Raw genomic sequence first — 13522 nt, forward strand, 5'->3', positions numbered from 1 at the left:
GTGATCCATCCTACCGCTGTCATCGACCCTAAAGCGACGTTGGGGAACAATGTATCAATTGGCCCTTTTTCCGTTATCGGCCCGAATGTGGTTATCGGCGATGATTGTATTGTCAATTCGCATGTGGTGATCAAAGGCCCCAGCAAAATTGGTAAAGGCAATCATTTTTTCCAGTTTGCCAGTATCGGTGAAGATTGCCAGGACAAAAAGTACGCCGGTGAGCCGACAGAGCTGTTGATTGGTGACAATAACGTTTTTCGCGAAAGCGTCACCGTGCATCGCGGTACCATACAGGATGAGGGCAAAACAGTTATCGGAAACGGCAATCTGTTTATGGCTTATGCGCATGTTGCCCACGATGTTCGCATCGGCAATCACACAATCTGTGCCAATAGCTGTACGCTGGCGGGGCACGTACATGTGGCTGATTACGCGATTCTGGGCGGTATGACAGCGATCCATCAGTTTTGTAAAATTGGTGCTCACGCCTTTGTCGGTGGCGGCGCTATTATTTTGCGGGATTTACCTCCGTTTGTGATGTTAGGTAATGATGGCAAACCGCACGGCATCAATTCGGAAGGACTCAAGCGCCGAGGTTTCAGCCCGGAGAGTATCCGGGCTATAAAAAATGCGTACCGCGTTATATATCGACAGGGCAACAAAGCGGCAGAGGCCGTAGAGATTATTCGGGATATGGTGCAGGAAAACCCGGAAGTGCAGTTAATGTCTGAATTTCTGGAAGCCTCAGAGCGCGGTATCATACGTTAACCGCAACGCCTCAACGCTGTTCTAAGCGAATATTATGACAAATAAAACCATCAGAGTGGGTATTGTTGCCGGAGAGACCTCCGGCGATATTTTGGCCGCAGGATTGATTGCTGAATTTCGCAAACAATACCCTGACGCTATTTTCGAAGGCATTGCCGGCCCCAGAATGCAGGCCGTTGGATGCCAGTCCTTATTTGATATGGAAGAGCTTTCAGTAATGGGACTGGTGGAAGTGTTATCCCGTATCCGTCGACTGTTACATATCCGCAAAAGTGTTTTGCAGTACTTTACGGAAAATCCGCCGGATGTGTTTATCGGTGTAGATGCGCCGGACTTCAATTTAACCCTGGAAATGAAGCTCAAACAGCAGGGGATCAAAACCATACATTATGTCAGCCCTACGGTGTGGGCATGGCGTGAAAGCCGGGTTCACAAAATTGCCCGGGCTACCAATAATGTGTTTTGTATTTTCCCATTTGAACCTGCTGTGTATCAAAAGTTTCAAATACCGGCCGAGTTTGTCGGTCATACCCTGGCCGATCAGATCCCGCTTCAGGTAGACAGAAAGTCAGCCCGGGAATACCTGAATGTGGATGCCAATCAAAAGGTGCTGGCAGTGTTACCGGGTAGTCGCGCTGGTGAAGTCAGGAGCCTGTTAGACACCTTTATACTCAGTGCTGAAAAAGTAGCGCAGCAACATCTGGATTTGTTGGTGTTGATCCCGGTGGTGAATAAACAGCGCAAATCTGAAATTGACGAACGCCTGAACGAGCTTAAACCCAAAGTCAAAGTGCGCACTGTGTTTGGTCATTCTCAACAGGTTATGATTGCTTCAAACGCTGTGCTATTAGCATCGGGAACTGCCACGTTGGAGGCACTGCTGTGCAAGAGACCCATGGTAGTGGCCTATAAATTAAAAGCCATGACCTATCAGATGATGCGCTTTATGTATAAACAACAGTATTTTGCCTTGCCCAATATACTGGCTGGTAAAGCGCTGGTGCCTGAATTACTGCAGGCCGATGTCAATCCCACGCTGATTTCTGAGAAGTTGTTGACGATGCTGGAAGGGGATGCGCCGGAATTACAGGAAGAGTATCTGAAAATCCACCAATCCTTGCGTTGCAATGCCGATCAAACGGCTGCGCAATCGGTGGCAAAATTACTGAAACTGGAGGTTTAGTCTTGCTGATAGCGGGTGTTGATGAAGTGGGCCGAGGGCCACTGGTAGGCAATGTGGTCACCGCCGCAGTTATATTAGATCCGGCCCGACCTATTGCCGGACTCACTGATTCCAAAAAACTTTCTGAAACTAAAAGAAATAAACTATTTCCCCTGATCAAAGAGCAGGCGCTCTGTTGGGCAATTGGCGAAGCTACACCGCAAGAAATCGACGAAATTAATATCTATCAGGCCACCATGTTAGCGATGTCCAGGGCGGTGGCGGCATTAACCACTGCGCCGGATTTTGTTAAAGTAGACGGCAATAAAGTTCCCGCCTGGCAGTGGCCTGCAGAGGCGATTGTTAAAGGAGATTTAACGGTACCGGAAATTTCAGCCGCTTCGATTCTGGCCAAAGTCACCCGTGATCGGCAGATGGCAGAACTGGATCAGCAATATCCAGAGTTTGGCTTTGCCCAACACAAAGGCTATCCTACTAAACTGCATCTGGAAAAGTTAGCGCAATTCGGTCCTATTTTTGCTCACCGTCGCAGCTTTAAGCCGGTGGCGCTACTATTAGAACAATGACACTGGAAATATAATGACACAGGAAAGTAACGCGTCTTTCATTCATCTCAGAGTACACAGCGATTTTTCGATGTGCGATGGTTTGAATAAAATTCCTAAGATCATTGGCCGGGTTGCAGAACTCGGTATGCCGGCAGTGGCCATTACCGATCAAATGAATATGTGCGGCCTGGTTAAATATTATTATCAGGCACATGGCAATGGCGTTAAACCCATTATCGGTTGTGACTTTTGGTTGCAAAATCCGCTGTTGGGTGAGGATATCTTCCGTACCACCTTGTTAGCCAGCAACAACGCCGGTTATAAAAATATCACACTTTTGATTTCACGAGCCTACCAACGCGGTGCCGTGAAGGACAAAGCGGTGATTGATGCTCACTGGTTGGCAGAACACGCCGAAGGTATTATCGTGCTGTCTGGCGCAAAAGACGGTGAATTGGGTTTTGCACTGCAAAAGCAAAATCACAAACAGATTAATCAGTTGCTGGATTTTTATCTGCAACACTTTCCCGAGCATTTTTTCATTGAACTGCAACGCACCGGGCGCCCCGGAGAAGAAGATTATTTGCATGCAGCGGTAGCATTAGCTGAGCAGCGGGAACTGCCAGTAGTGGCGACAAATGAAGTGGTGTTCCTCAAAGAGACTGAGTTCCCCGCCCATGACATTCGAGTCAGTATTCACGACGGTTACACACTGGAAGATCCTCGTCGTCCCAAGCGTTTTAGTGAACAACAGTATTTGCGCAGTGCTGAAGAAATGCAGGCATTGTTTAGCGATATTCCGGAAGCCATAGAAAATACTGTAGAGATTGCCAAACGCTGTAATGTTACGGTGCAACTGGGAACCTACTTCCTGCCTAAGTTCCCTACCGGTGGATTGTCGGACGCAGATTATTTGGTAAAAGTATCTGAAGAAGGCCTGGAAGAGCGATTAGTGTTCTTGTTTCCGGACCCTGAAGAGCGTGCTCAGAAACGCCCCGAATACGATGAGCGTCTGCAAATAGAATTGCAGGTTATTAACCAGATGGGTTTTCCCGGTTACTTCCTTATCGTAATGGAGTTTATTCAGTGGAGTAAGGATCACGATATTCCGGTGGGACCAGGGCGGGGTTCCGGTGCGGGGTCGTTGGTGGCCTACGCACTCAAAATTACCGATCTCGACCCGCTGGAATTTGATCTGCTATTCGAGCGATTCCTGAACCCTGAACGGGTATCAATGCCGGATTTTGACGTTGATTTTTGTATGGATCGACGTGACGAAGTCATTGACCACGTTGCTGATATGTACGGCCGTGACGCCGTATCCCAGATTATTACTTTTGGTACTATGGCTGCAAAAGCAGTAGTACGGGATGTGGGCCGGGTATTGGGTCATCCCTACGGCTTTGTCGATCGCATCTCCAAACTGATCCCCGGTGATCCCGGTATGACCCTGGCAAAAGCTTTTGAGGTGGAGCCCCGTCTGCAGGAAGCCTACGACGAAGATGAAGACGTCAAAGATCTGATTGATATGTGCCGCATCCTGGAAGGGGTGGTGCGAAATGCCGGTAAACACGCCGGGGGAGTGGTTATCTCTCCCACTAAAATTACCGATTTTGCGCCGCTCTATTGTGACGAGGAAGGTAAATTTCCGGTCACCCAATTTGATAAGAACGATGTAGAAACTGCAGGGCTGGTAAAGTTCGACTTCCTGGGATTACGTACCCTGACCATTATCCAGTGGGCGCTGGACATGGTGAAAGAGCGCTCCGGTGATGTGGTAGACATCTCTGCAATTCCGCTAGAAGATAAAGAAAGTTTCGCGATGTTGATGCGGGCTGAAACGACGGCGGTATTCCAGCTGGAATCCCGCGGTATGAAAGATCTCATCAACCGTCTTCAACCGGATACCTTTGAAGATATTATCGCACTGGTAGCACTGTTCAGACCCGGACCATTGCAGTCCGGCATGGTAGACAACTTTATCGACCGAAAACACGGTCGCGAAGAAATATCTTATCCTGACGCTCAGTATCAGCACGAATGTTTGAAAGAAATTTTGCAGCCCACCTACGGCATTATCCTGTATCAGGAGCAGGTAATGCAGATAGCTCAGGAAATGTCTGGCTATAGTCTCGGTGGTGCTGACTTGTTGCGCCGGGCCATGGGTAAGAAAAAACCTGAAGAAATGGCCAAGCAGCGTGCCTCATTTGAGGATGGCGCCAAAGAAAACGGTATCGATCCCGAACTGGCGATGAAGATTTTCGACCTGGTGGAGAAATTCGCCGGGTACGGCTTTAATAAATCACACTCAGCTGCGTATGCTTTGGTGTCCTATCAAACTCTTTGGTTAAAAGCCCATTATCCGTCTGAGTTTATGGCGGCGGTAATGTCGGCGGATATGGATAACACTGACAAAATTGTAACCCTGGTGGATGAATGTAATCGCATGGGCATTAAAATTTCACCGCCCGATGTGAACTCCGGAAAATACAAATTTACGGTAAATCAGGAAGGTACCATTATTTATGGTATCGGTGCGGTAAAAGGTGTCGGGGAAGGTCCCATTGAAGCCCTGATTAAGGCGCGTGAAGAAAAGGGCTATTTCACGGATATTTTTGATTTTTGTGCCAAGGTAGATCTTAAAAAGCTCAATAAACGAGTAATGGAAAAGCTGATCTTATCCGGTGCCATGGATGAACTTGGTCCTCACCGGGCGTCGTTAATGGCCACGTTACCCGAAGCAATGGCTGCTGCTGAGCAACACGCAAAAGCTGAATCTTACGGTCAGGCAGATATGTTTGGCTTGCTCACCAGTGAGCCGGAAGAAGTCAACAACGCGTTTGTGATGGTGCCGGAATGGCCGGAAAAACAGTGGTTAGATGGGGAAAAAGAGACTTTAGGTCTATATTTAACAGGCCACCCTATTAACCAGTACCGGGAAGAGTTACAGCACTATTGCCGTGGACGACTGGTGGATGCCAAACCGGGAGACAGGGACTCTGTTTCAAAAGTTGTGGGACTGGTGATCGGCGTTCGTGTTATGGTAAACAAAAAGGGCCGACGCTGGGCTATCGTTACGCTGGATGATCAAAGTGCCAGAATGGATGCGCGATTCTTCCCGGATATGTTCGAAGAATACGAAGAAATGTTACAAACGGACAAAGTTTTGGTGCTTTCCGGACAGGTCAGCTTTGATGATTTCTCCGGGGGCAATACAATCACGGTCCGTCATGCTCAGGATATTATTCAGGCGCGTGAAAAACAGTTAAAGCATCTGTTATTAGAAGTGGATGCGCAATGGTGTCAAAACAACGGTATTGTGCAGTTGCAAAGGGTATTCGAACCCTTCCGCGGTGGGATCTGTCCGGTACAGCTCCGGTATTTCCACGAAGATGCAACGGCGTGCATATCTTTGGGCGCTGAGTGGTACTTATCACCACAAGATGAGTTATTATACGAAGTAAGAAACCTGTTGGGTGCGGATAAAGTGGAAATGATCTTTCACTAAATCATTGGCTAACAAAACGGTGCCGTACACAATAATACATTTAATGAAGTAATAATTAGGTATTTGAATGAGCTTACACTTCCTTGATTTTGAGCAACCCATTGCTGAACTTGAGGCAAAAATAGAAGAGCTAAAGTCCGTGAATCAGGGCGGCGAATTTGACGTCAGCCTGGAAGAAGAAATCACGCGTTTAAGAGAAAAAAGCTCAGAACTCACAAACAAGATCTTTTCCGGATTAGGGGCCTGGCAAATATCGCAATTGGCCAGACACCCAATGCGACCTTACACTCTGGATTATATTCCACGCATATTCACCGAATTTGATGAATTATGCGGTGATCGTGCCTATGCCGATGACAAAGCTATCATAGGTGGTCTGGCTAAGATTGATGGTACCCCGGTTATGGTCATTGGCCATCAGAAAGGCCGTGATACCCACGAAAAAATTAAGCGTAACTTTGGTATGCCCAAGCCGGAAGGTTATCGCAAAGCCCTGCGTTTGATGGAAATGGCAGAGCGTTTCAAACTGCCCATTATTACCTTTATCGACACCCCCGGGGCTTACCCTGGTGTGGGCGCCGAAGAGCGTGGTCAAAGTGAAGCGATTGCCCGCAACCTGAAAGTCATGTCTGGGCTGAAAACACCTATCATCTGTACTGTTATTGGTGAAGGTGGCTCCGGTGGCGCACTGGCAATCGGTGTTGGTGACAGAGTGAATATGTTGCAGTTCAGTACCTATTCGGTGATTTCACCGGAAGGTTGTGCTTCTATTTTGTGGAAAAGTGCTGAAAATGCTCCGTTAGCCGCCGAAGCGATGGGGGTATCTGCACCACAAATTAAAGAGTTAGGTTTGATCAATACCATAGTGAATGAGCCTCAGGGTGGAGCACACCGGGATTACGACACCATGGCGGCAAACCTTAAAGCTACGCTGAAACAGCAGTTGTCGCAATTAACCGGTTTGTCAAAAGAGGCACTGCTGGAAGAGCGATATCAGCGCCTCATGTCTTTTGGTTATTGTTAAGTTCTCATCCAGGTTACACTAAGCCGCAGTAATGCGGCTTTTTTATTGGTGCGCAATTTTGCATGGCTGAAACACAGAATCACTACCAACAGTTTGAAACTACGCTGCAGCGGTATCTGACGCCGGAGTGCGGCTACCAGACATTACTAGTTGCCTACAGTGGAGGTATGGATTCCACCTTGCTGCTGCATTTTGCTGCCGTTTATGCCGTTGAACACAAAATCCGTGTAAAAGCAGTACATGTTAACCATAACCTCAGCCCAAATGCCTCACATTGGCAACAGCATTGTCAGCGCCAATGTGACTTGTTAAATATCGAATTACACAGCAAGACAGTTAATGTTCGCGCTCAGGGGCAGGGCATTGAAGCCGCTGCCCGGGATGCCCGTTATAGGGCAATTGCTGACGTCGCCGATGCGGAGACTTTGGTGCTGCTGGGACAGCACAAAAGCGATCAGGTAGAAACCTTTATGTTGCAACTGTTGCGCGGTGCCGGACCGGCGGGGCTGTCAGCCATGGCAGAGTTTTCTGTTAATGACAATCAATGTCACTTGCTGCGACCACTGTTGAGTTTGTCACGGGCTGACATCGAGGCGGAAGTCAGGCGGCGCAATTTGTGCTGGGTGGAAGACGAATCCAATCAGGGGCTTGATTTTGACCGGAATTATCTGCGCAATCAGGTGTTGCCGCTGATTGCCGGGCGCTGGCCTCACTTTGAACAGACTGTAACCCGCTCAGTGGGGCACATTGCTGAACAAAATAGTTTGTTTCAGGAAACGGTAAGCCTGAAGCGGCAATCTTTGGCCGCAGGGCAGTCAGAATTGGATTTGAATAAACTGGCCGGGTATTCCTGGCAATGGCAAAAGCAGTTGCTCATGAACTGGCTAAAGTCTCTTGGCGTATCTCTGCCTTCAGCAAAAATTTTGCAAGCCATCCTCCAGGAATGCGTATCTGCCAAACCCGATGCGCAACCACGGGTAAAGTGGGGACAATGGCAATGTCAAAGATTCGATAATAAGCTCTATCTGTTACCACAAACAGAAGAAATAACACCAGAAAATTGTCGCCTTGACTTAGACCAGTGGAACCGGTTACCTCAAGGGGCAGGCCAATTGTGGCTGAGTCAGGAAGAAAACCCTAAAGGGCAGACACTGTATTTACCAGAAGAGAGCGAGTTTACTGCCACCTTTGGACAGTTTTCCAGGCGCTTTAAGCCACAGGGTAGTGCGCATTCAAAGTCAGTTAAACAATGGTTTAAGGCCTGGAAGGTGCCGCCCTGGCAGCGCCCGTTTACGCCTATTTTGTGTTGTCAGGGGATGATCGTGGCAGTCGGGAGCAGGTTGAGCAGTACAGAACCATTACCAGGTTATGTCCCTTTTCATATTGACTGGCAACGCTAACCTGTTTATGCGGCCCATTTGGCGCAGTTTCTGCCAGATTTTTTCGCCTGATAAAGGGCCTTGTCGGCGCGGTCAAACAAGGTGTTTTCGTCATCCTGAGCGTGTAGCATGGCCATACCAAAACTAACACTCACACCGTGTTTTTGCAGTAAAGAATCATTGGCTACAGCCTCCTGGATTCTCTCTACTATCAGGTTGTTAGCAGTTTCATCGGTGTTTGTAGTAATGCAACAAAACTCATCGCCACCGAAGCGGAAGGCATAGTCGGAGTTGCGCAGCGATTGATTGATAGCGCCGGCGACGCTCATGAGTACTTTGTCACCTTCGTGATGTCCGAATTGATCGTTCACTTGCTTAAACTTGTCCAGATCCATCATGATCAGGCTGACTTTGTCACCGTCGCGATGAGCTTTGCTGGTGGCTTTTTCCAGGGTCTCGTCAAATTGACGGCGGTTGCCCAGTGACGTTAAACCATCTTTTAAGGCCAGTTTTTGAATCTGATAAAATTGCAGGGCGTTGCGAACGGGATTTTTGACACACTGGTTAATGTCTTTCAGCAATTGGTTTTCGCGCAATGACAAGGTTCTGACAAAGCCGTATTCAATCTTAATACTGCCGTCGCGCCCTGACAGCAGATCAAAGCTTCTGACAACGGACTGATTGTCCTGTTCACCAAACTGGAATGTGCCAACCGGGCTGACAATATTGAGAAATGAGGCATTCAGTCGAGCTTTAACTTCTGTATAAACCAGCTCTCCAAGTTCTTGTAAATCAAGACTATTCGTCAATACTTGCAGTAACTGATTTTTTTCTTTATCGCTCATGTGAGTTTGCTGAGCGTGAATATTGAAAAAGCGATCAGTTATTGTGTTATCGTAGAACGGGGCTAAATTTTCCAAGATTTTCTCCTGCCAGAAAATTGGCGAAACCAACTTTTACCGTGTTATTGCTCTAGTTAAAGCAATCAACGTGCCAGATAAAAATAAACCGCGGAATTGGAATGGAAGGCAGTTTTACCGACATTTTGTTATTGATGGTGGTGGCAGTATTTGCCGTATGGTTGTTTAAACGCGTCAATCTACCGCCCATACTGGCTTACCTGGCCTGTGGTATCGTGGCCGGCCCCGATTTAATGCAGATCTACGAAGATCCGCAAGAAATGCATTTTTTTGCAGAACTGGGCATTGTTTTCCTGCTGTTTTCACTGGGGCTGGAATTTTCGCTGCCCAGGATGTTAGCGATGCGACATCTGGTGTTTGGCGTCGGACTGGGACAAATGATCGTTACCACCCTGGTCTTTATGGGGCTGGCCTTATTGTTTGGCTTTGAGCCGATACCCGCTTTTGTCATTGGCGGTATGGCGGCGCTGTCTTCCACCGCCATTGTGATTAAACAATCCAGTGAGTTGGGGATACTCAACACAGCGCGTGCGCAGATGTCGGTCAGTATTCTGTTATTTCAGGACCTTGCGGTAGTTCCCTTACTTATTGTGATCCCCTTATTTGCCGCGGATGGCGAACAGAGTTTAGCGGTGGCGATTTCGCTGGCGGTGTTTAAAGGCTCATTAGTTTTTATTATTTTGTTGTCAGTGGGCAAGTGGGTTTTACCCCGTATATTTAGCGAAGTCGCCAAAACCCGTACTGATGAATTGTTTGTGCTTACCACCATTTTGGTGGCGCTCATGGCCGCGGGCCTGACTCATTCATTTGGATTATCGATGGCGTTGGGCGCGTTTTTGGCGGGCATGATGTTGGGGGAGAGCCAGTACAAACACCAACTGGAGGCGGATATACGGCCCTTCAGAGATATTTTTATGGGCTTGTTCTTTATTACCATTGGCATGCGTCTGGAACTCAACACTTTTGTCACCAGTATTCATTGGATTTTGACCGGTTTGGTGTTGTTAATGGTGCTTAAAGTGGTGCTGATACGCTTTTCTGCATGGTTGTTTAAAGCGTCTGGCAATGACGCCTGGGCAGCGGGTATCAAGCTGTGTCAGATGGGCGAATTTAGCTTTGTAATTGTTGCCCTGGCAACAAATCACGAGATCTTGTCGTCTAAGGATGCGTCGGTCCTGATGAGTATCGGTATTTTAAGTATGGCGATTACACCCTGGCTGGTGACGAACAGTCCCAGGATCGTTGCCAGAATGAATCGCCGAAAAATAGAAACGCCGGTTCAGCCCGCGCCTAAGCCAGAGGCTTTGCAGGACCATGTGATTATTTTCGGTTTTGGCCGGGTAGGGCAATCAGTGAGTCGCCTGCTGAAGGTAGAAGCAATACATTATGTGGCGGTGGATGCAGATCCGGTGCGGGTCCATGAAAGCTGCGCAGCCGGAGAGCTGGTTTATTTCGGGGATGCGCAAAACAAAGATATTCTGCGCACCGTGGGTATCGACAAAGCCAAGCTTGCCATTCTGACCTTTGATGAACACGCCAAGGCTAAAGCGGTCATAGAATCAGTGGTCGCGCTTAATCCTGAGTTGCCGGTGGTGGTGCGTACCCGAAAAGATTATCACCTGGAAGAGCTGTACATGGCTGGCGCGTCGCAGGTGGTACCAGAGATTTTGGAAGGCAGCCTGATGCTGGTTTCTCAGGTGCTTCATTTGTGTGGCGTACCTATGTCTCGCATATTAAAGCGGGTACGCAAAGAGCGCAAAGAGCACTACCGCCATATGCACGGATTCTTTCCCGGGGAAACTACCGAAATGACTTACGGTAAACAGGATAAGTTAGAATTTATGCACGCTGTGGTGCTAACTCCGGACGCCCATGCTGTGGGCAAGCGTTTGTCGGATGTGAAAATCGACACTATGCGGGTTTCTATCAAAGGTCTGCGCAGGAATAATGCGGAAATTCCGGCTCCTGATTTGGATATCGAATTGCAGGTAAACGACGTGATAGTCATTTCCGGTAAGCCTCGCAGGGTGGAGCGGGCAGAGAGGATCCTGTTAGAAGGGCATTAGCGGAAGATTTAAGCACAATCGTCTTCGTTTGATACAACAACGGGATTTATGGAATAAAATCGATGATTGAAATTATTGGCTATGTAGCGGCAGTCCTGACCACTGCCTCCTTTTTACCCCAAGCCTTAAAAACTCTCAAAACCAGAGATACTAAGGCGCTTTCCCTGAGCATGTATTCGATTTTCTGTAGCGGAGTTTTACTCTGGTTGTGCTATGGATTGCTGATTGCGAACTGGCCTATTGTTGTGGCAAATGCGGTGACGTTTATGCTCGCCGGGTCCATCTGGATAGTGAAATTTCGGGCGGTGATAAAACGCCGTGCCGGAGGCTTATAACTCGAGAAACTTGCGGATCTCTTCCTGTCTTTTCAGGCCATCCTTGTAGCCTAACTGGATCAATTCGTTACAGAATTTACCTTCAAACATCAGGTAGCTGAGCAAACTGGATTCACCGGAGCGATTGACGCCGATCAATCGCAGCAAGGCTTTAATCCCTCCAGGCATTTCTTCGTAATGCTTCCAGGCCAAATCCTGAATACTTTGCGATGGATTGATGATTAGGCAATCTACCGGTTTTAAATCAGTCAATTTTTTCTGTTTGGGTGTTAACAGGTTAAGAGTCTGATTGACCCGGCGCATGCGTTCGATATCGGACTCCAGCGCGTCGGAAAATATCGTATCTAACAGGTGACCGGCTACCTGGGCACTGTTAAGTCGTTTGGTCAAATGTGGGTGCGGGTTATCGGGTTTGTCTTTGACCACACCAATGACCATGATTTTTCGGGCGCCCAGATGAATAGGAGCGCTCAATGGCGCAGATTCATGTATGGCGCCATCGCCATAATAATCTTCGCCTATTTTGACCGGTGGAAATACCAGTGGAATTGCAGAGGAGGCGAGTAAATGATCGATTTCCAATCTGCAAGGTAGTCCCATGCGATGGTGCCGTTTCCAGCCAGCAATAGACTCTTTACCCTGAAAAAAACTCACGGCATTGCGCTCTGAATAACAGGAGCTGAGATACAAATGGCATTGAGTTTCCCTGACATGATGTTGCGATCGATACGGGAAAAATCCATCATGCGTTTAATTAAGAACCGCAATGGTTGGTTGTTCAACAGGCTGCCTGGGCGTTTGCTAAAATAATCTGATCGCCAGGACGAGGCGTAGTTACGCAGTATGTACCCGGCGACTTCCGTAAACGAGGCATCATAGACCTGCGAGGTTTTAAAGTTCTTCCATACCCATTCCAGTTTTCTGACACCCAGGTGAAAACAGGAAGCGTAACAGGCCAGAGCGGTTGCATTAATGGCTCCGGCAGAAGTACCGCACAATACCGGAAAGGGCAGTTTGTGATTTCGTGGCAGGTACTGGGTCAGGGATTTCAAAACGCCCACCTGATACGCAGCTCTGGCACCACCGCCAGAGAGGATCAGGGCAAATTCATCGCGATCGGTCATGAGTCTGTGCCTGAATGACTAATAGACAAATCCCGGAATGTTATCCCAACTGACTTCATCCACCTGGTCGTCGCCAAGAAACGCGTCTGCATACTGTTGATAGACTTTTTCCTTCACAAAAATTTCGAACAGATCCGGATCGATATGTTGATCCTTACACATAAAGCCCATAATTTTCAGGCATTCACTCATTTTCTTAGCGGGTTTGTAGGGCCGATCTGAAGCGGTCAGGGCTTCAAAAATATCCGCGATTGCCATCATCCGGGCCGGGACTGACATCTGGTCCCGGGTAAGTCCTTTCGGGTAGCCGGTACCGTCCATTTTTTCATGGTGACCTCCGGCATATTCGGGCACTCTTTGCAGGTGTTTCGGAAACGGCAATGAATCCAGCATAGAAATGGTGATATCCATATGACGGTTAATGACCTGCCGCTCTTCGTTGTTGAGGGTGCCCCTTGCCACCTGCAGATTATAAATCTCTTCTTCGCTGAGCAGCGGTTGCGGTTCGCCATTGAGCTGAACAATGCGGGACTGACCGATATCGGCGATGCGCTGTTGATCATCCGGGGTCATAAACTCACCGCCGGTATCGGCGTTTTTCAAGGTAGTTGTCGCCTAAGCCGTTAAGCTGCTTCTTTTTTGCTCTCCGGATTAAGTTCCACAACAT

Annotated in this window: 12 protein-coding genes; 8 read left to right on the forward strand and 4 right to left on the reverse strand. The window is 48.1% G+C overall.

What is annotated here, in order from left to right:
• The 6 genes from lpxA (at position 1) to tilS (ending at position 8431) form a co-directional block, all read left to right on the forward strand.
• The gene (gene lpxA / locus AC0J20_RS01795) at positions 1-768 is read left to right on the forward strand and encodes an acyl-ACP--UDP-N-acetylglucosamine O-acyltransferase (RefSeq protein ID WP_473020385.1); all 768 of its coding nucleotides are present in this window, start codon (positions 1-3) and stop codon (positions 766-768) included.
• 34 nt (positions 769-802) lie between these two features.
• Positions 803-1951: a lipid-A-disaccharide synthase gene (lpxB, locus tag AC0J20_RS01800; RefSeq protein ID WP_473020386.1), complete on the forward strand. Its 1149-nt coding sequence runs from the start codon at positions 803-805 to the stop codon at positions 1949-1951.
• 2 nt (positions 1952-1953) lie between these two features.
• On the forward strand, positions 1954-2517 hold the full coding sequence (gene rnhB / locus AC0J20_RS01805) for a ribonuclease HII (RefSeq protein ID WP_267498235.1): 564 nt from the start codon (positions 1954-1956) through the stop codon (positions 2515-2517).
• A 13-nt stretch (positions 2518-2530) separates the two neighbouring features.
• Entirely contained in the window at positions 2531-6007 is a 3477-nt protein-coding gene (gene dnaE, locus AC0J20_RS01810; protein ID WP_229529287.1) for a DNA polymerase III subunit alpha, read from the forward strand.
• Positions 6008-6074: 67 nt separating this feature from the next.
• Positions 6075-7031: an acetyl-CoA carboxylase carboxyl transferase subunit alpha gene (gene accA / locus AC0J20_RS01815; protein ID WP_229529286.1), complete on the forward strand. Its 957-nt coding sequence runs from the start codon at positions 6075-6077 to the stop codon at positions 7029-7031.
• 62 nt (positions 7032-7093) lie between these two features.
• Entirely contained in the window at positions 7094-8431 is a 1338-nt protein-coding gene (tilS, locus tag AC0J20_RS01820; RefSeq protein ID WP_473020387.1) for a tRNA lysidine(34) synthetase TilS, read from the forward strand.
• A 5-nt stretch (positions 8432-8436) separates the two neighbouring features.
• On the opposite strand, the gene AC0J20_RS01825 is transcribed toward tilS, so the two are convergent.
• Positions 8437-9330 carry a GGDEF domain-containing protein gene (locus AC0J20_RS01825; protein ID WP_473020388.1) on the reverse strand — a complete coding sequence of 298 codons (894 nt, stop codon included), beginning with the start codon at positions 9328-9330 and terminating at the stop codon, positions 8437-8439.
• A 101-nt stretch (positions 9331-9431) separates the two neighbouring features.
• On the opposite strand from AC0J20_RS01825, the gene AC0J20_RS01830 reads away from it, so the two are divergent.
• Positions 9432-11396, forward strand: a complete 1965-nt coding sequence (locus tag AC0J20_RS01830) for a monovalent cation:proton antiporter family protein (protein WP_473020389.1) — start codon at positions 9432-9434, stop codon at positions 11394-11396.
• Positions 11397-11458: 62 nt separating this feature from the next.
• The gene (locus tag AC0J20_RS01835; RefSeq protein ID WP_229529282.1) at positions 11459-11731 is read left to right on the forward strand and encodes a SemiSWEET transporter; all 273 of its coding nucleotides are present in this window, start codon (positions 11459-11461) and stop codon (positions 11729-11731) included.
• On the opposite strand, the gene AC0J20_RS01840 is transcribed toward AC0J20_RS01835, so the two are convergent.
• The 3 genes from AC0J20_RS01840 to AC0J20_RS01850 are packed head-to-tail and all read right to left on the reverse strand — an operon-like array spanning position 11726 to position 13458.
• On the reverse strand, positions 11726-12385 hold the full coding sequence (locus AC0J20_RS01840) for a patatin-like phospholipase family protein (protein WP_473020390.1): 660 nt from the start codon (positions 12383-12385) through the stop codon (positions 11726-11728). The two genes, AC0J20_RS01835 and AC0J20_RS01840, sit on opposite strands and share 6 nt — an antisense overlap.
• Positions 12382-12855 carry a patatin-like phospholipase family protein gene (locus AC0J20_RS01845; protein ID WP_473020391.1) on the reverse strand — a complete coding sequence of 158 codons (474 nt, stop codon included), beginning with the start codon at positions 12853-12855 and terminating at the stop codon, positions 12382-12384. The genes AC0J20_RS01840 and AC0J20_RS01845 overlap by 4 nt, the downstream gene beginning before the upstream one ends.
• A gap of 18 nt (positions 12856-12873) precedes the next feature.
• Positions 12874-13458 carry an HD-GYP domain-containing protein gene (locus AC0J20_RS01850; protein ID WP_473020392.1) on the reverse strand — a complete coding sequence of 195 codons (585 nt, stop codon included), beginning with the start codon at positions 13456-13458 and terminating at the stop codon, positions 12874-12876.
• Positions 13459-13522: the final 64 nt, after the last annotated feature.

It is taken from the genome of Planctobacterium sp. R6 (genome assembly GCF_055755215.1).